Source organism: Novipirellula rosea (genome assembly GCF_039541335.1).
GTDB lineage: Bacteria > Planctomycetota > Planctomycetia > Pirellulales > Pirellulaceae > Novipirellula > Novipirellula rosea.
In genome coordinates, this window is record NZ_BAABGA010000006.1 from 251,134 (window position 1) to 271,559 (window position 20,426).

11 protein-coding genes are annotated in these 20,426 nt (G+C 53.0%); all 11 read left to right on the forward strand.

Going from position 1 to position 20,426, the window contains the following annotated elements; all coding sequences use genetic code 11:
- Positions 1–166 precede the first annotated feature (166 nt).
- The 11 genes from ABD971_RS01625 (at position 167) to ABD971_RS01675 (ending at position 20,394) form a co-directional block, all read left to right on the forward strand.
- Positions 167–2,545 carry a glycosyl hydrolase family 95 catalytic domain-containing protein gene (locus tag ABD971_RS01625; protein WP_345318778.1) on the forward strand — a complete coding sequence of 793 codons (2,379 nt, stop codon included), beginning with the start codon at positions 167–169 and terminating at the stop codon, positions 2,543–2,545.
- 91 nt (positions 2,546–2,636) lie between these two features.
- Positions 2,637–4,202 carry a sulfatase-like hydrolase/transferase gene (locus ABD971_RS01630; protein WP_345318780.1) on the forward strand — a complete coding sequence of 522 codons (1,566 nt, stop codon included), beginning with the start codon at positions 2,637–2,639 and terminating at the stop codon, positions 4,200–4,202.
- 120 nt (positions 4,203–4,322) lie between these two features.
- Positions 4,323–5,810 carry a sulfatase family protein gene (locus tag ABD971_RS01635; protein ID WP_345318782.1) on the forward strand — a complete coding sequence of 496 codons (1,488 nt, stop codon included), beginning with the start codon at positions 4,323–4,325 and terminating at the stop codon, positions 5,808–5,810.
- 42 nt (positions 5,811–5,852) lie between these two features.
- Positions 5,853–7,379 (forward strand): sialate O-acetylesterase, encoded by a 1,527-nt coding sequence (locus ABD971_RS01640; RefSeq protein ID WP_345318784.1) that lies wholly within the window; start codon positions 5,853–5,855, stop codon positions 7,377–7,379.
- Between the two features lie 72 nt (positions 7,380–7,451).
- The gene (locus ABD971_RS01645; protein ID WP_345318786.1) at positions 7,452–9,872 is read left to right on the forward strand and encodes a glycoside hydrolase family 95 protein; all 2,421 of its coding nucleotides are present in this window, start codon (positions 7,452–7,454) and stop codon (positions 9,870–9,872) included.
- Between the two features lie 82 nt (positions 9,873–9,954).
- On the forward strand, positions 9,955–11,016 hold the full coding sequence (locus tag ABD971_RS01650) for a glycoside hydrolase family protein (RefSeq protein ID WP_345318787.1): 1,062 nt from the start codon (positions 9,955–9,957) through the stop codon (positions 11,014–11,016).
- Between the two features lie 31 nt (positions 11,017–11,047).
- A complete protein-coding gene (locus tag ABD971_RS01655; protein ID WP_345318789.1) occupies positions 11,048–14,095 on the forward strand; it encodes a glycoside hydrolase family 2 TIM barrel-domain containing protein in 3,048 nt (1,015 codons plus the stop codon).
- 234 nt (positions 14,096–14,329) lie between these two features.
- Positions 14,330–15,064: an SGNH/GDSL hydrolase family protein gene (locus tag ABD971_RS01660; RefSeq protein ID WP_345319050.1), complete on the forward strand. Its 735-nt coding sequence runs from the start codon at positions 14,330–14,332 to the stop codon at positions 15,062–15,064.
- A gap of 1 nt (position 15,065) precedes the next feature.
- Entirely contained in the window at positions 15,066–16,124 is a 1,059-nt protein-coding gene (locus ABD971_RS01665; RefSeq protein WP_345318791.1) for a glycoside hydrolase family protein, read from the forward strand.
- A 106-nt stretch (positions 16,125–16,230) separates the two neighbouring features.
- Positions 16,231–17,703: an arylsulfatase gene (locus ABD971_RS01670; RefSeq protein ID WP_345318793.1), complete on the forward strand. Its 1,473-nt coding sequence runs from the start codon at positions 16,231–16,233 to the stop codon at positions 17,701–17,703.
- A gap of 489 nt (positions 17,704–18,192) precedes the next feature.
- Positions 18,193–20,394, forward strand: a complete 2,202-nt coding sequence (locus tag ABD971_RS01675; RefSeq protein ID WP_345318795.1) for a right-handed parallel beta-helix repeat-containing protein — start codon at positions 18,193–18,195, stop codon at positions 20,392–20,394.
- Positions 20,395–20,426 lie beyond the last annotated feature (32 nt).

The window sequence follows — 20,426 nt, forward strand, 5'->3', positions numbered from 1 at the left end:
GAAGCCGACCCAGACGAGACGACAAATCTGGACAAGTTACAACCTGAAACCGCGTCGTGATTGCTCGCACAACATATCGCCATCGCAACCGCTTAAAAGATCCTCACGCCCTCACCGTCATCTAATGATGTCCCGCCCAATGAAACCCGTCCTACGATGCCTTTTCGTGTTTTCGTTTGTTTGCTCGCAGATGGCATGGACATCCGCGCAGTCGCTTGAAAACAACGGCCAACATTTCAATCCGATTGACTGGCAAGCGTTTCTTTCGCAGCACGACATGGTCTGGGATCGCATTCCAAACCGCTGGGAGGTCGCTCCGTATACCGGCAATGGCAACGTTGGATTCCTGTTCTATCAAGCGGTGGGCGAAGCGAAGAATGTGATCTCGATCCACGCCGGGCGTCATGACTACTACGACCATCGGCTGCCCAATGGAGAGGACGCAAATTTGTGGATCTATCGAAGCCGCCTGCCATTGGGACACTTCAATGTGGAATCCAATGGTGAGATCACAGGGGTCGATCTACGGCTTGGATTATGGAACGCCGAACTGACCGGGACGATCAACACAACGGACGGTTCCTACCGGGTTCATGCGTTTTCGCACAGCCAAACCGATGTGATTTCATTTGAAACGCAGGCCGAAGGCGGTGAGTCGATCCAAATCACTTGGCATCCGGAAACGCCGATCGCGCCGGTAAAAGAGACGCTCGATGCGGGCGGTGGGCCCAAGGGCCGCAGCTGGGACAAGATGCGAACTGCCCCCTATCCGCTGCCTCCAGAACCGACGTTAAGCGAAGAAGACGGCATGCAGTTTTGTTTTCAGCCGCTGCACGACGGACGGGGCGAAACCACCACCGGCTGGCAGATCACAGGCGATCCGTCGAGCAAACAGTTGCTGACCGCAAGCATCCATCACAGCTTTCCTGAGCACGATAGCTTGGCAACGGCGAAGAAGAATTTGCTCGACGCGCGGCAACAACTGAAGGCCGAGACTTTCGTTTCCTCTCACCGCGAGTGGTGGCACAAATACTATCCGCTTAGCTTTTTGACGATCAACGATCCCGAGAAAGAAGCGTTCTATTGGATCCAGATGTACAAGTTGGGTTCGGCGATGCGAGAGAACGGGCCCATCCTCGACTTGATGGGGCCGTGGTATCACCGCACGTTCTGGCCGATGGTATGGGGTGATCTGAATGTTGAATTGCAATACTGGACGCACTTGACGGCCAATCGGATGTCGCTTGGCGAATCGCTTCCGAATAACTTGGATAAGTATGCTGACAATCTTGCCAAGAATGTTCCCGAGCGATGGAAGGATAGCGCAGCGATTGCCGCCTGCTTCCCACAGGATTGTGAAGCTTACGATCACGGCAAAGTGCCGGACATGCTGGCCTGGATCCTGAACAATTACTGGCTGCACTGCGAATTCGCGGGCGATCGGACGCGGATGCGAGAGGGGCTGTTCCCGCTACTGCGAAAAAACGTCAACGGTTACTTGAACTTTCTTCGTGAACGTCCGGTGAAATCCGATGACGGCAAAATTCACATCAGCCAGAGTTGGTCACCCGAGTATCCCGGTGGACATGGTCAAGACATCAACTTCTCGATTGCTCTGCTCCGCTGGGCCTGTCAAACGCTTCTCGACATCAACGAAGAGCACCAGCTGAACGATCCGCTGGCATCCCAGTGGCAGAACGTTGTCGACAACCTCGTTGAATTTCAGATCGACGAGAACGGCCTGCGAATTGGCAAGGATATTCCGTTTGATAAACCGCACCGCCACTACTCGCACCTACTTGGTTTCTACCCGCTGGCCGTCATCACGCCAGAGAAGGAAGCGGACGCAAAGATGCTCCGTACCTCGCTCGATCATTGGCTCGATGTTTCGATCAACAGCGGCATCAAAGTCGGGGCGATGCCGGTCACCGGGTATACCGCGACGGGGGCCGCATCAATGTACGCTTGGCTGGGCGACAAAGCGAAGGCATATCACTATCTCGATTTCTTGATCCAACACAAGAATGTTTCGCCGACGACTATGTACGCCGAAGGAAACCCGGTGATCGAAAGCCCGCTTTCGTTCGCCACCTGTATCCACGACATGTTGCTACAGAGTTGGGGTGGCAAGATTCGCGTGTTCCGCGGGACACCCGAAATCTGGGGCGATGTTGCCTTCAAGAATTTGCGAACGCAGGGAGCCTTCCTGGTTACCGCTAAAAAGAAAGACGGGGTGACCCAGTTTGTGACGGTGGAAAGTCTGGCAGGATCGGCATGCTTCGTCCAAACCGACATCCCCAACCCGAAAATCTATATCAACGGCAAAGAACAGACCGTTTCGAAGTCCGACGATGGCTTCTATCAAATCGCACTTCAGAAAGGGGAATCCGCCACGTTGTCACCGGTCGCGTTGGAACAGGTTGATTTCCAAATCGAACCGATCCCTGTCAGCGATGCAAATCGCAATCTGTTTGGACTCAGCGACAAGACAGTTCGTCTACCCGGACACAAGTTTTACTACCCCGAAAAGACCACGGCAAAATGATCAACAAGTATCTGCTTCACTTTGCGTTCGGACTGTTAACCATCATCCCTAAGCCAATCCACTGATCAGCCACACGAACCGACGTCAAGCGATGCACAAACAATTACTTCCAATCATCGTCAGTTTCGCCGTAATTAGCTTCGCGCTATTGACGGGTTCGCTGCACGCGGTGGAACAAGCCTTGGCACCGGTTGCGTCAACCAGGCCCAATGTCATCTTCATCAAGACGGATGACCAGCGATTGGATTCGCTCAGCATGACGGGGCATCCGGTAACCCAGACACCGAATATTGACCAATTGGCAGCGGACGGAGTTTTCTTCAGTCACGCCTTCATCACCAGCCCGATCTGTGGCCCCAGCCGTGCCAACTTCTTCACTGGCCAATGGGAACGCAAGAACCGACAAGGTTTTTACCACGTTTCCAAGAACCATATCTCACACGAGCTGTTTGACAATAGCTGGATTATGCAATTGAAGGCTGCGGGGTATTTCACTGGCTACATCGGCAAGCATCACGCCACCATTGGACCGGCAAAGGAACGCAATGCCTACATGAAGGAGAACATTGATTTTTGCTACATGAAGGGCGGGCACCTCGGTTTTGATTTGCTGAAGTGGAACGAGTTCAAGAATCTTCGGCACAGCTCCCAGATCGAAGGACTCTACGAGGCGACCGAGGCTTTCATGCGACCTGGAAAAGATACGGACTACTTCTTTAACAATGCTCACCAGTCCGTCTCAGATTTTCTGCACAAGCGAGATCAGAGCAAGCCGTTTGCACTTTCGCTGAATCTCAATCTGCCGCATGCGTCCAGCATCGGTGGCATGGGAGCGAAAGATACGGACCCGGAAATGTACCGCACTCTGTACAACAATGTGCAGGACGATTTCGTGTTCCCTGATGGCTATCCCAACATCAAAGTCCCGTTGCCCGAACAGGTTTTTCGCCAGGATGAATTGATGGGCTATTACCGCACGACCAATCCCGCAGCGCTGTTGAATAAGAAGACCAAGATGGCCCGCGCTGTCACGGCAATCGACATGATGCTCGGTAAGTTACGAATGCAATTGGACAAAATGGGAATCGCTGACAACACCATTATTGTATTCGCTTCCGACCACGGATTATTGCTCGGTGAGCATGGCCTTGGTGGCAAGACGTTTCTCTATGACGAGTGCGTTCGCATCCCAATGATTATTTATTCACCCTACTTCTCCGGGCAACAACGGGGTATGACGGTGGATGAGTTGGTAGCGGGTCAGGATTTGCCGGCGACGATATTGGAACTTTGCGGCGTGCCCGTGCCAGATACTTATCAAGGACAGAGCATGATGCCGCTGATCGAAGGCAAGCCGGTCCAATGGCGCCAAGAAGTCTTCTGTGAAAATCTGTTTACCGACCAAGGCTATCCACGAATGGAAGCCGTACGCAGCAACGAGTGGAAGTACATTCGTTACTTCTCTAAAGAGAATGATCGGATGAAGTATCTGCCCGACGCGTCGATCCAAGGAGAGCAGCCAGTGTTTGAAGAGCTGTTTAATATCGCCAACGATCCGCAGGAACAAATCAACCTCGCCTCCAATCCCGAGTACGATGAAGTGCTTGCAAGGTATCGCTATCGATGTCAGGAACTTGTCACCGAGTTAGCAAAATAAGGAACCTGTTTTTCTGTCATCTCATACCGCACCAATCGAATGCCGTTGTATCGCGGCCAAGGCCCAGTGATTCACATAGTCCAGCCCAGCAGACCGCGGGGCTCTTACAAGGATAGAACTTTGAATAAAACAATTACGACCATGGTCCTCTGCCTGATGGTGGCTTGGAACGGTACGGATGCGTCGGCAGCGAAACCGAATCTGCCTGCCAAACCGAACATCGTGTTCATCCTTTGCGATGACCTTGGTTATGGCGATGTGCAATGTTTGAATCCAGAGCATGGAAAGATTGCGACGCCGTCGGTCGACAAGCTGGCTGCCGAAGGAATGATTTTCACCGATGCCCATTCCGGATCATCGGTCTGCACGCCGACACGTTACGGGTTGATGACGGGGCGTTACAGTTGGCGGACGCAACTGCAAAGCGGCGTGGTTCAAGGATTCTCGCCCAATCTGATCGCCGAAGACCGACCGACCGTAGCCAGCTTTCTGAAGTCACAGGGGTACCATACCGGCATCATCGGCAAGTGGCATTTGAACTTTCAATATGTCGATCCCGATACCGGTAACGAACTAAGTAAGAAAACAGCAAAGAGGGGGCTGGCACCGGTCGGCAGCAAGATTCCAGACGGTCCGATCCATCGGGGCTTTGACTACTTTCATGGATTCCATCACGCTCGGGATATGAAAGGCGTGATCGAGAATGACACAGTCATCGAGCACGACGAAGAGATCAACATGCTGCCGCGGCTGACCCGTGAAGCGGTCGAGTATATCAACGCCCGCGGCAACGACGCAAACGAATCACCGTTCTTTCTGTATGTGCCGTTCGGTTCTCCGCATACTCCGATTGTTCCCACAAAAGAGTGGCAAGGTCGAAGCGGACTCGGTGCGTATGCGGACTTCGTGATGCAGACCGATGACGGTGTGGGACAAATCACCACTGCACTGAAAGAGAACGGTCTTAGCGACAATACGCTCGTCATTTTCAGCAGTGACAACGGATGCTCTAAAGCGGCCGGCATTCCTCAGCTCGCCAAACAGGGACACCGCGTCAGTGCCGGGTATCGAGGTTCGAAAGCTGATTTATGGGATGGCGGGCATCGAGTTCCGTTTATCGTCCGTTGGCCAGGCAAGGTGGCCGCAGGCTCGAGCTGCGATCAAACGATCTGTCTGACCGATTTGTTTGCCACGCTTTCCGATTTGACGGGGCAATCGCTACCCGAGGGCAGCGCCGAGGACAGCGTTAGCTTTCTGCCAGCCCTGAGCGGCGAACCGATTGATTCGACGCGTGCGGGTGTGATTCACCACTCGATCAGCGGGCACTTCGGTTATCGACAGGGGAAATGGAAGCTGCTATTGGCAAAGGCGTCGGGGGGCTGGAGCTCTCCGACTGAAAAACAAGCCGCCAAAGGTAGCCCGATCGCTCAGCTGTATGACATGCAAAACGATCCCGCCGAAGAAACGAACTTGTACGAAACCCATCCCGAAGTGGCGGAACGTTTGCTCGCCCAACTCGAAGCGGATGTCACGCGGGGACGCAGCACCGCAGGCGACGAATCAAAAAACGATATCGATACGATCAAACTTTGGAAGAGCGGGAAATAACGCGACATGCACCGAAATGAGATCCAAAACCAAGGTAAAATGATGAAAACTTCTCTCGCATGCGGTTTGCTGATGGCCGTCTTGGTGCCCAGCACCGCGTTTGCCGAGCTCCAATTAGGTTCGCTGTTCACCGACCACATGGTGCTGCAACGCGACGCACCTGTTCCCGTCTGGGGAACCGCAGACCCTGGGGCCACCGTCACCGTGAAATTTGCGGGACAGGAAAAAAAAGTTAACGTCAAAACCGATGGCAAGTGGATGATCAAACTTGATCCGCTTTCCGCTTCGTTCGAACCGCAAACGATGACGGTCTCGTCGAGTTTGAATTCGGCGATCGAAAACCAGCAATGCAGTGACGTCCTAGTCGGCGAAGTTTGGATTTGTTCGGGACAATCCAACATGCAGCTCGGTGTCGATGCGGTACCCGAAGTCAAGGCGTTGATTCCGCAGACAAACAACATTCGCAACTTTACAGTCAAACGCAGCGTGGCGTTTACTGAGCAAGAACGTTGCGAGGGCCAATGGGTGGATCGTTATCCTGATAGTGCGGTCGCGTTTGGCTTTGCTCATTTTCTGCAAGCATCCGCGGATACTCCGGTCGGCATCATTCTGTCATGCTGGGGCAGCACGTCGATCGAAGCCTGGATGCCCCGCGACATGACCGAAACCGTGCCCCATTTCAAAGTCATGATGGAAGAGTTTGACGCCAATACCGAAACGCAGGCTGAGATCAACGCCACCCTCAATGGCCCTCAACCTTGGAGCGGCAAGGAGGACATCTTTTTGCGTCGACAATCCAACATCATCTACAACGCGATGATGCATCCGCTTGCACCCTACGCTTGTCGTGGATTGGTGTGGTACCAAGGCGAACGCAACACGCAGTCCATGCACGGGATGGTCAAAGAGCCTTGGTTTTCACGGAACTCGGGCATGCGGATCTATGGCGATGTGCTGCAGCAATGGATGCGGCGTTATCGTCAGCAATGGAACCAGGATGATTTGCACTTCTTGATCGTGATGTTGCCAGGATACGGAAACGTACTGAAAACGTCACCCAAAGTACCTCGTGATAATCCGGCCGCGCACTCGTGGGCCTGGATGCGGGAATCGCAGCTCAAAGCTCTCGAACTACCGCATACCGCGGTTGCAAACACCATCGATTTGGGCGACATCAAGAACGTGCATCCGAAAGACAAGCTGCCGATTGGGCGTCGATTAGCCCTGCTCGCAGCACGTGACACGCTCGGGCAGAAGGTCGAAGCCGAAGGCCCCGTTTTTCAAAAAGTCGAGGCCAAAAACAACACGCTGGTCGTTCATTTTGAACATGCCGAGGGTCTAAAAACAACCGATGGTTCCCCGCCCAAGGCGTTTTGGTTGGCCGATGATGATCAGAAATGGGTCCGAGCCGATGCGACGATCCAAGGACAGAGCGTGGTTTTACAGTCCGCTGAATTGGCAAAGCCGTTGTATGTTCGCTACGCCTTTGTCGGAAAACCGGACGTGAACCTCGTCAATGACGCCGATCTACCGGCCTTTCCGTTTCGCACCGACCGGTTTGAGCCCTAAATGACGATGTCCGCAAATTCATCCATTTGATTCAAACCAAACACTCCCCGGAATACAACTACGAACTGATAAATGAACAAGATCTCTATCTACCTATGCCTCGTGATCAGCATCGCGGCCTGTCCCGTGATGGGTGCAGATGCACCTAGCAAAGGCAAACCAAGCAAGTTCAGCTACACCGAATCAGCACAGGTACAATCTCTGAATCAGGCTCCGGAGCAGCCTTTGTCGTTATGGTACAACCGGCCGGCCACTTATTGGGAAGAAGCCTTGCCTGTGGGCAACGGCCGGCTCGGAGCGATGGTTTATGGGGGCGTTTCGAAAGAGATCATTCAGCTGAACGAAGATTCCATCTGGGCGGGCCCGCCGATCCCCGTGGTGAAAGAAAACGTCAGCAGTACGATCGATGAGGTCCGACAACTGTTGTTTGCAGGAAAATACGCCGAGGCTCAGAAAAAACAGCAGGCGATTCTTGCTGGCCGCATCTCTCCGAGAAGCTACCAGACGATGGGAGAACTGCGTTTCGATTTCGGTCCTGTCGCAAAAGCGACCGCGTATCGCAGATCGCTGGATCTGGACACCGCGATTGCGACAACCCATTACACCTCGGGCGGCGTCAACTATACCCGCGAAGTCTATTCAAGTTCGGTGGACGATGTCATCGCCATCAAGATCACAGCAGACAAACCTGGCTCTGTTTCGTTTGATGCACGCATCGAACGGCAAGGAATCTTTGCGACCAAAGCAAACGGAAACGACACGGTGGTTGCCACCGGCCAAGCCGCGCACGGCGACAAACACTTGGGTGTCAAGTTTGCCACGGTCTACAAGGTCATCGCACAAAACGGATCCACCCAAGCGGACGGCAATCGCTTGACCATTAAAAATGCGGACTCGGCGGTGATCTATATCGCTGCGGCAACGGATTACAACCGCGAGGATACAGACCATCCATTCACTCATAATTTAGTGGAAATTTGCGACCGCACCGTCACTGCGGCGAAGCAAAAAGGATACGAGCAAATCAAGGCGGACACCTCCGCTGCGCACCAAACGCTTTTCCGCAGGGTTGAACTGAAGCTTGGAACTCCATCGACCAAACCGACCATTGCCCGATTGCAGGGGTATCAAAACGGAACGATCGATCCCGACTTAGAAGCACTTTACTTTCAATACGGCAGATACCTGCTGATCTCATCCTCGCGGCCTGGTTGCTTGCCCGCCAATCTGCAGGGACTCTGGTGCAAAGATATGGCCGCGCCCTGGAACAGTGATTATCACATCAACATCAATTTCCAGATGAACTACTGGCTCGCCGAAACGACGAATCTTTCGGAATGCCATCTGCCCTTTATGGCCTACATTGAACGTCTGGTCCCCTCGGGTCAGAAGACCGCCAAAGATCTGTATAGTTGCCGTGGATTTTTAGCCGGGCACGGATCGGATGTTTGGCATGGCACCGTCCCCTTTGGAAATGTCCAGTATGGACAATGGGTGGTTGGCGGTGCTTGGACGACCCAGCACTTCATGGAACATTACCGGTTTACCGGGGAGCGAGAATTCCTAAAAAATCGAGCCTATCCGGTATTGAAACAAGCATCGCTGTTTTTTCTGGATTGGTTGGTCGAGGACCCGAAGACAGGGAAATTGGTATCCGGGCCAAGCACATCACCTGAGAACAAATTCATCGCCCCAGAAACCAACGCTCGATGTAACTTGACGATGGGTCCGGCGATGGATCAGCAGATCATTTGGGACGTGTTCACCAACACGCTCGAGTCAGCGCAAATCCTGGGCGTGGAGGATGAATTCACTCGCGACGTTCAAACCGCACTCGATCAGCTTGCCCTTCCGCAAATCGGATCCGACGGACGATTGATGGAATGGACCGAGGAATTCCAAGAGCATGATCCTGGTCATCGCCACATATCGCATTTGTTTGGTCTGTATCCTGGACGCCAATACAACATTGACGACAACCCCGAAATGGTGGCCGCGGCCCGGAAAACGATTGATCACCGGCTCGCCAATGGAGGCGGTCACACCGGTTGGAGCCGAGCATGGATCATCAATTTCTGGGCACGATTTTTGGACGCCGAAAAAGCACACGAAAACCTCGCACAGTTGATCGAAAAATCGACTCACCACAACCTCTTTGATAAACACCCGCCTTTCCAAATCGATGGCAACTTTGGTGGGGCCGCCGGCGTAGCGGAGATGCTACTGCAATCCCATGCTGGCCACATCGATCTGCTTCCCGCGTTGCCCGACGCATGGGCCGATGGATCGGTAAAGGGGCTTTGTGCACGCGGCGGATTTGAGATCGACATGCAGTGGAACCGCGGTGTTTTGACGTCAGCAACGCTGCGATCGAAACTCGGTAATCCCTGTACCGTTCGCTATGGCGATAAAACGAAGACGCTGAACACCGAGAAGAACGGTACCTATGATCTGAAATCGGTTTTGGAACCTGCTTTGGAAAAAGTACATTAAAACGAATCAGCTCGCTCTGATCTTAGTTCGCGAAACCTGTTGGTTTGTTCTTCGTTCGTATGTCTTAAGAAAAGAAAAAAAAATGAAAAGAGTTCTATTGATATTCGCAGGGCTGTGCCTTGCAGTCACAACGACGGCCGTTGGAAAGGAAAATTCGGATCGTTCCTGGGCTGACCGTCTGGAGTATGTAGGGGTTGCAGTAGAGGAACCGGACTACCATGTCTGGGGTTCGAGTCCAGTGATTGGCCCAAATGGAAAGACGCATCTCTTTGTCGCTCGCTGGCCGATCGAAGAGGAATTCAAAGCTTGGTTAACCCACTGCGAAATCGCCCGCTACGTGAGCGATCAACCCGAGGGACCCTTTGTGTTTCAAGAAGTCGTGCTGACGGGCAGCGGGAACAAGGGCGACTGGGATTACCAATCGCCGCACAACCCCAGCATACAAAAAGTGGGCAATCGATATGTGCTGACCTACATCGCCAATGCGGGTGGAACCAAAGCGGAGTGCGTCGCTTCGCAGCGAATCGGAATGGTGATTGCCGACAGCCCCGAGGGCCCATGGAAGAAGGTCGTAAAAGATGAGCCCATCCTTGCTCCGCCAACCGACCCAGCCGTGTGGAGTTTCCAGTCGTCGGTCGGAGTCAATAACCCCGCTCTGTTAGAACATCCCGACGGTCGCTTTTTTCTTTATTACAAAGCCATGAAGCAAGGCGACATTCGTCGCATGGGCGTTGCAATTGCGGATCAGGTCGAAGGACCGTACGCCTTCGTCCCGGAACCGCTCACTAGCAACAAGACAACCATCGAAGACGGTTATGCCTTTGTTGAAAACGAAAAGGTGTATCTGTTAACGACACATAACAACGAGGGAACTGGCTACTTGTGGGCATCGGACGATGGCATTCATTTTTCGGAGCCCATTTTAGGTTACGACAAAATGGAGCGGTATTTAGGTAAGCAACGACTTGACGGCGCCGCGGTGATGCGTGGCAAGAAGTTCGAGCGTCCTCAGTTGCTGATGCAGGATGGGCATCCCACTCACCTCTACGTCGCCGCCGGTGCGAATGTAAACGGAGGAAAGGGAAGCCACTCCTGTGTTTTTCGAATCAAAAGCCAGAACTTCCCAGGCTCCGGCCCGGAGTAAGAATGGAAGGTTTTACAATGGAATCAAAAAAATGAAATTAGCACGACAGTGCATCATATTGTTGCTGATGAGCTTCAGTATGTCCGTCCAAGCGGAGCAGCGAACGAGTTTTGATACAGAGTGGAAATTCGCTCTGGGCGATCACGCGGGCGCAGAGGCACAGAAGTTTGATGATGCCGGTTGGCGTGGGTTGGATGTGCCGCACGACTGGAGCATCGAGGGCGAATATCGCAAGGATCATCCGATGGGGGATCAATGCGGCTATCTACCCGCAGGCATTGGTTGGTATCGCAAGACCATTCCAGTCCCTGGTGAGTGGAAAGGCAAACATGTTGAGATCGCGTTTGATGGCGTCTTCATGAACAGCACCGTCTGGGCGAACGGCCAGAAGCTCGGGATACGGCCGTATGGATGGAGTTCGTTTTCGTACGACATCAGCGACATCGCTGAATCCTCTGACTCGATCACCTTTGCTGTGCGGGTGGACAATAGCAAACAACCTTCCGCACGCTGGTACACAGGTAGCGGTATCTATGCCCACACCTGGATTGATGTGAGACATAAGATTCATGTTCCGGCGGATGGAGTCTTTGTTCGCACAACAGGCGAATCCGTTGAAGTGGATGCCGAGATCAAAAATACCACTGGCAAAACGGAATCGATTGAAGTCGAAATCGCGATCTTGGATCCCGACGGTAATCAGGTCACTAGACAACAAAAGCCGGTAAACATTGATTCGTCCGAGCTTCAAACCCAAAGTTTCAAGCTCCAAATTGACTCGCCACGTCGCTGGGATCTCGAATCACCGAATCTCTACCAAGTCATCACCAAAGTGATTTCCAACGGGCAAACCGTTGATACTGCGACCACCCGCTTCGGAATTCGCGATGTCCAGTGGAAACCGGAAACCGGTATGTGGCTGAACGGTAAAAACGTCAAGTTGCAAGGCGTTTGCAACCACCAAGATGCCGGTGCGCTCGGTGCGGCGGTGCCCGACAAGGTGCTGCGATTCCGTATCGAACAGCTCAAGAAAATGGGCTGCAACGCTATCCGCACAGCACACAATCCACAAACGCCTATTTTTTACGACATCTGTGACGAAGTCGGCATGTTGGTGATGGATGAAATTTTCGATGGCTGGAAGAAGAAAGCAGCGCATGACTATGGACGGTATTACTTTAACGATTGGTGGCAGCGGGATCTGACCGATTGGGTTCGGCGAGATCGCAACCATCCTTCGATCGTCATCTACAGTGTCGGTAACGAAACTCATGGAGCGATCGGAAAGGATTTGGTGGAACGTTGTCATGCACTCGATCCCACACGTCCAGTCACCTCCGGTCACTCGGGATCGGAATACATGGATGTCTTCGGCGTGAACGGCGGCAGCGAAAAAATGGGCTGGTTCGATCAACTGAAGAAGGATCGCGTGTTTATCGGAACCGAAAACACGCACACCTGGCAGGTGCGTGGCTTCTATCGCACCAAGACGTGGTATCGCGATGGCTATCCCCACAAAGGGCAGAAGCCGCATTGGATTCCCGACTTAACCGAGAAGGAAGTATTTTTCAATGATTGGACGGATGAGGCTGGACGAGCGAACCGTAAACAGATCTTCAACTCCAGCTACGACAACGCAACCGTTCGCTTAAATGCACGCCAGAATATCCAGCAGCTGCGCGACATCCCGAATTATGCCGGCTCTTTCCGATGGACGGGGCACGATTACATCGGCGAAGCGGGCTATGTGCATGGCGGCTGGCCGTTCAAATCGTTTATGGGCGGGGCCATCGACATGGCTAACTTTGAAAAGGATTTGTACTACCTCTATCAAAGCCAGTGGACGGATGAACCGATGGTTCACATCCTGCCGCACTGGACGCACCCGACGCTAAAGCCGGGCACGCAACTACCAGTTTGGGTCTATTCCAACTGCGATTTCGTTGAATTGTTTTTGAGCGGTCAATCGCTGGGTAAAAAGAAGCCCGGAACCAAGTCCGATGAAATGCAGTGCCAGTGGATGGTGGGCTGGCAGCCGGGCGAATTGAAAGCTGTCGGTTACAATGGCGGGCAGCCCGTCGCGGAAAAGGTGATCCGCACTGCCGATGCCCCCTCGCGAATTGCATTATCGATCGATGGCGAACCGCTGGCCAGCGAAGGCAAGGATCTCGTTCAAGTGCGTGTGACGACGCTGGACGAGAAGGGCGAGTTCTATCCTTACGGAGAAAACCGAACCCATTTCCATGTGATCGGCCCTGGTGTGATTCGTGCCTTGGACAACGGGAGCCCCGTCGATGTCGAAAAGCATTTTGGGGTCAACAACCGAATCGCCTTCTACGGCTTGACCCGCGGCTATGTGGAATCGACCGGTGAGCCCGGGGACATCACCTTGATGGCCAGTTGCATTCTTGGCGAAAAGAAGCAGGTAACATCCAAGAGGGTGAGCATCGATGTGCAACTGCTGTCGCTGCGAGGAACGCCCCCAACGGTTGGAATCGAAATTTTCTATACACTCGATGGCTCCGCGCCGACCTCGCAGTCGGTTCGGTACTCGGAACCCTTCGAGGTGTCGCTGGGCACCACCGTCAAAGCGATGGTTGCGTTGGATGGCAAGCCTGTCCAGACACTTCAAGAGCGATTCGCCGCAGACGAAGGGTTTGTATGGGATGGAGGCCAAACCCAATCGAATCTCGGAGGCGACCAGGCCGAAGACGCAATGTTGAGCGGGGCAAAGGTTCTTTCCAACGGAAAGAACTTCAATGGCAAGGGGTTCATTGGTTTTGGCCAGAACAAAGGTGCCTATGTACAGTGGTATCTGGAAAACGATGGCGACGCGGGAGAGGCGGATCTTACGATTCGCTACAGCGGAATACGCCAGGGCCGCTCGGGTCGTACATTCAAACTAACCGTGAATGGCCGAGTCGTTAAGGAAACACTGATGCTTCCGAATACGAAGAACTGGGGATCCGATTGGAAAACGGTGACCGTCAATATCCCAATCCAGCGTGGAGCCAACACCGTTCGTTTAACGACCATCGAAAACGGCGGAATGTATGTCGATGAAATTTCAGTCCGGTAGATTTTCGAGACGTTCGACGCGATGGATTGGACTGCAGGAATCTCTTTGTAGCGAAACTCGCCAAGAGTTTCGCTACGGTAAGCAACAACTGAGACGCCAATCACTTAACCCATTTGAAAAGGAAATGAGTTGATAAAAGACACGCACCTTACCGATGTCGCCGACGGGAAAAGTCGGACTCTCCCCTTGAAGCAATTTTTCCAGGGTGCAACTGCAGCGAAAGCCTTGGCTCCAATGCTATGTGCAGTGTTTTTATTGGGAACAACGATCGGTGCATCGGCACAGGAATTAGCAAGTAAGGATGAGCTGTATACCGGCAAGGAATTCTCTAATGCATTTGCCAATCCGCAGGATGATCCGGATCTGCCCAACGTCCTGCTGATCGGCGACTCGATATCGATTGGCTATACCGTCGACGTTCGCAAACGACTGTCAGGAAAGGCGGATGTGTTTCGAATTCCCAGCAATGGAAAATACGCAGCGTTTGGAAGCGAAAACCTGGATAAGTGGCTCGGTAAACGCAAATGGGATGTGATCCATTTCAATTGGGGGTTGTGGGATATTTGCTACCGAAATCCAAAGTCAAAAACACAAGGGCATCGCGACAAGGTCGATGGAACATTAACTGCAAGCCCGGATCAGTATCGGGAGAGTCTGCAGCAGATCGTGGCTCGCTTGAAACAAACCGATGCGACGTTGATCTGGTGTGCAACCACGCCGGTCCCGGAATTTGAGGCCGGACGAAAGGTGGGCGATGAGATCAAATATAATTTGATCGCTGAATCGATCATGAAAAAGAATGGGATTCGGATCAATGATCTGCATGCTCATGCATTGCAAGGATTACCTGAAATCCAAAAACAAAAAGGGGATGTTCATTTTACAAGCCAGGGGTATGCGTACTTGGCAGCGAGAGTTGCTCTTGAGATCGCTTCGGCACTATCAGCGGAAAGTAGCGAGAGGGAATAAAATGTTTATCAAGTACATGGCGTGGTTAGGGTGTGTTGTCTCGACGATCTGCATGGCACAGCCCTGTGAGTTGGAATTTGAATATGTCGGACGTGCCGTACAAACCGAGGGCATGCATGTTTGGGGTTCCTCGCCAGTGATCGGGCCTGACGGGAAAGTGCATCTCTATGTCGCTCGCTGGCCGATGGCGACACAGAAGAATTTCAACGGCTGGTTCAAAGACTGTGAGATTGCGCATTATGTAGGCGACAAACCAGAAGGGCCTTTTGAATTTGTCCGTGTAGCGGTGGCTGATCAGGACGGCACCTTCAACTCGCCCCATAATCCCACGATCAAACAGATCGACGGAAAATATGTGCTCTGTTTCATTGTCAATGAAAACAATTTGCTGAAAACGCAGCGCATCATCATGTATGTCGCCGACGATTTGAGCGACGACTGGAAACCGGCCGCCGGAGCCGAGCCCGACGGAACAATCCTGCGAAAATCCTCCGAAACTACCGATTGGAATTACGCAGCCCAATTGGGTGTTTCCAATCCGTCATTGGTGAAGCATCAAGGGAAATATCTGCTGTACGACAAGTCCGTGGTCAAGCCCACGCCGGATGCCAAACGAGGCAAATACATCTATGGCGTTGCGGTATCGGACAAACTCGAAGGCCCTTACAAGCATCACCCAGAACGTGTCACCCCGGACTCCATGCAGCTCGAAGATGCCTATGCGTTTAGCATGGATGATTCGGTCTATCTGCTCAGTCGTGACTTCGTCGGCTCGAAAGGTTCCAGTGGTGGTGGACTGCTCTGGAAATCGAAAGACGGGTTCTATTTTGACGAAAAGGATACCACGCGTGCTTATGAGGATTTAGAGCACTATGTCGGGAAGGAATCATTGAGTCAGGTCAACGTGTTTCGAGGAAAGCGAGATGGCCATCTAGAACGCGCGCAGGTATTGGCGATCGATGGCCAACCCGCGTATCTGTATTTAGCAACCGGAATCAATACGACACCCGGACACGGAAGTTGCTCGCATGTATTTCGGATTAAGAAACGGCAGAAATAATTCGCACTCGATCGAATCGAACGTACTTGTACGATCTGCCCGCGGTTGCCTCCTCGCCAGCGTCTCTGGCCAACGACGAAATGAAACCTAAAACCAAGCAAGTCGCATGAACAATAATTGGACCACGATGACCGCGGTGTTACTGGCGATACTGGCTTGTGCGGACATCGCCAATGCCGCACCGCTGGCAGGTAGTCGCCCCAACATCGTGCTGGTGATGACGGACGATCAAGGCATCGGTGACCTCTCCTGTATGGGAAACAAGGTGGTGAAGACGCCAGAGCTCGATCGGTTTTACGAGCAGTCGCTCCGCTTTACCGATTTTCAGGTCAGCCCGACCTGTGCCCCGACTCGCTCTGCGATCATGAGCGGGCGGGTGCCGTTCAAAAACGGTGTGACGCATACGATTCGTCAGCGAGAACGGATGGCGTTGGACTCCTTTACGATGCCGCAGGCACTGCAGAATGCCGGTTATCAAACGGGGCTGTTCGGGAAGTGGCACCTCGGCGATGAAGAAGCCTACCTCCCGCAAAACCGCGGGTTTGATGAGGTGCTGATGCACGGTGCCGGTGGAATTGGTCAGGTGTCACTTGGCGATTTTCCACCCAACGGCCAAAACACCTATTTCGACAATGTGTTGTTGCACAACGATACCATCGTGCAGACCCAGGGCTTTTGCACCGATCTGTTTTTTGCATCGGCGCTAAGCTGGATCAAACAACAGCACGAGGCCAAGGAACCCTATTTTGTTTACATCTCTTTAAATGCGCCGCATGCTCCGACCATTGCGCCACAGAAGTATAAAAAGCGTTTTCTTGATTTGGGCTACGACAAGGGAACGGCCGGACGCTACGGAATGATTGAGAATATCGATGACAATTTCGGCATGTTGATGCGAACGCTTGACCAGTGGAATGCGCTCGACAATACGCTCGTGATCTTCATGACCGACAACGGTGCGACTCACTTGAGCGGCACACTCAACGGCAACAGAGTGAAACATTTCAATTTCAACATGCGAGGTGGCAAGAACTCGCCCAACGAAGGCGGGACGCATGTGCCGGCTTTCTGGTATTGGAGAGATGTTTTGAGCGGTGGAGTGGATGTCGACGCGCTGACGGCTCATGTCGATCTGTACAGAACGTTTTGCGATTTAGCCGGTGTGGAACTACCCAGAAAAATGCAGGAGCTTGATGGACGTTCGCTTGTCCCGTTGCTCGAGAATCCAAAGGCCGAGTGGCCCGATCGCAAACTGTTTGTGCATTGTGGCCGCTGGAACGGAGATCCCGAATCGGCGAAGTTCGAGAAGTGTGCCGTTCGTACGGAGCAATGGCGGTTTGTGAACAACAAAGAACTCTACGACATTTCGGCTGATCCAGGGGAGACGACTGATGTCGCATCGTCGCACCCCGAGGTGATTGATCAGTTGCGAAAATCCTATGACAGTTGGTGGCAATCGGTTCTTCCGCTGATGGTCAATGAAGGTTTGCCAAAATTGAAAGAACAACCTTTGCACGTCCGTTATGAAAAGCAGTTGCAGGAAAAGGGCATTCCGGAGTGGGATCCCGCCGAGTTTTAGTGTCGTGGAATTTGCTGAGGACCTTTTTGAAAACGTAAGCGGTAGGCGTTAGCCCGGACCGCTAAAACTTTGGTGTTGACGTACGATATTGGGGGTGAGTTTTTCTTCCAACCTGTAGTGCAGTTACCTCTCCACCGACGAAGTCGGGGGAGAGGTCGAGCACGCCCTTTAGGCGTTGCTCGGGTGAGGGGGCGACCGCGCTATCGGCCGAGCAATTCCGGTGCAAACGGCGTCAACTTCGGCGAGTGGCGTGCTCGGTCAGCCCCCTCACCCGAACGTCGCTGAAGGCTCCGTTCGACCTCTCCCCCAACGAAGTTGGTGGAGAGGTGACAGAAAAATTGCATGACCAAAACTCACCTCATTATCCAAAGTTTTAGCGGTCCAGAACTAACCTTGAGCCATGAAGCGTCAAATCAAGTAGACGGTAAGCGCCGTCGGCTTACTGTTCCACCGAAGCAAACATTTGGCAACCTTGAAATAGTGAATGATATGCAACGTATTTCTATAATCATGTTGGCCTTGATCATCGGCACCCTAGGCAGCGTGATAGCGAAGCCTATCGATCACGCGGCTGATTTCCCTGTGCCACCCGATTTCTATGTGTCACCTGATGGCTCCGATACTTGGTCGGGGACCTTGGCCGAACCTAATCCGCAAGCAAGCGATGGCCCGTTTGCCACGCTAACACGTGCTCGCGATGCGGTTCGGAAATTGAAGGAAAACAAATCAACCGACATCCTTGTGCTTGTTCGCGAGGGGACATACACGCTAAGCGAAACCGTTGTTTTTGGATTACAGGACTCGGGCGACGACGAGGCGACGATCACTTATGCGGCCTATCCTGGTGAGACGCCTGTATTGAGTTCAGCGAGACTGATCTCGGGTTGGAAGCAAGTCAGCGAGAATCTCTCCGGGCTGCCGCAGCAGGCACAGGGCAAGGTCATCGTCGCGGACGTGACCGGAAGTTTCAAATGCCTTTTTGATCAGCAGGGCCTTTTGCCGCGGGCGCGGTCAGCGGGTTTCGTTCCGCTGCAGGGCAGCGGCCGAGATAAGCTGCACTTTCCAGCAGGGAAGCTGAAAAACTGGCCGAATGTGAGCGATGTGGAGATCGTCGTTCGCCCGCATCACGCCTGGATCGTGAACGTTCTGCCCTTACAGTCAGTCGACGAAGAAAAGCAGATCGCCTACACCTCCGTTGACGCGACCTATGCGATGAACGAGTTGCATTTCTTGAAGGGAACAGCATCCTGTTGGGTGGAAAACGTTTTGGAAGCACTCGATGAACCAGGCGAGTGGGTGCTCGACACGAAGCAGGGCAAGCTCTATTTATGGCCGCGGAATGACGGGGGTGTGGTTGCACCTCAATTACAGGAATTGATTCGCATCGAAGGGACCGTGGATAAAGCTGGCCCCAAGGATTTGCCGGTTCGCAATCTGAAGTTTCGTGGACTGACATTTCAGCATGGCGACCGCTACACCGTTGCCAATGATGACGCTGGACTGCAGCATGATTGGGAGATGCATGACAAGGCGACCGCTTTGCTGCGTCTGCGTGGAGCTGAAAACTGTGTCATCGAGGACTGCCATTTCGCTCACAGTGGCGGTGGGGCAATCCGAGTGGATCTGCACGGCATCAACAACACCCTATCAAACAACCACATCCAGCAGATGGGAGGTTCCGGGATTCTGTTGTGTGGCTACGGTCCTGGGACGAAAGACGTGAACCGGAACAATCTCGTCTACAACAACCACATCCATCATACCGGCAGAATCTATTCTCACTCGCCCGGAATCATGCTCTGGCAGAGCGGAGAAAACCGCGTCGCAAACAACTTGATTCATCATACGCCCTATACGGGGCTAATCCTGTCGGGATGCATGACCGACTTCTTCTCGAAATCGGGACGCGAATTGACTCGCACTATCCGCTGGCATGAAATCGGTGGCCAGCCCGCCAAAAAGTCGCAGATGACACTCGGCGAGGTGCGTCCTTTTCTGCACACACATGACAATCTGATCGAGTACAACGAGATCCATCATGCCATGGAAGAATTGGGCGACGGCAACGCGATCTACATCCGGGGTGCGGGTGCGGGGAACGTGATCCGACGCAATTACGTGCATCACCTTGTCGCGCCCATGATCATGCAGTGTGCGATCCGAACCGACGGTGGGCAAATGGATACGCTGATCGCCGAAAACGTGATCTACAAATGCACTTCGCAAGGCATCATGCTGAAGCTCAATACGCGTGTCGAAAACAACATGGTGGTGGATGTGATCGCACCGCCGCGTGGTTACTACTTGTCGGTTCGGGAAGGACCTTTGTCAGGTGCCACAATCAAACGGAATGTCTTCTTTTCGTCTAACGATGAGTGCGAGTTCATCAACGAACTCGGACCAGGCAAAGGAAAATCAAGCGAGGATCGCCGAGGGCGCGCGTTGGCGAGATCGGCGGATGCCGACACCGACTACAACATCTATTACTGCAGGACCGACCCGGCGTTAGGCGACGAGATGCTTGCGAAGCAGCGGAGCGATGGTGTGGACGCTCATAGCCGAGCAGTTGATCCGATGTTCATGGATCCAGAAAATGGCGATTTCCGCTTTCAACCGAATTCGCCCGCACTGGAAATGGGCATCAAGCCAATCGACGTGTCCGAAATGGGGCTAAGATCCGAGACGTCATAGGATTAATCAACTTGAGAGCACGGTTCGATCGG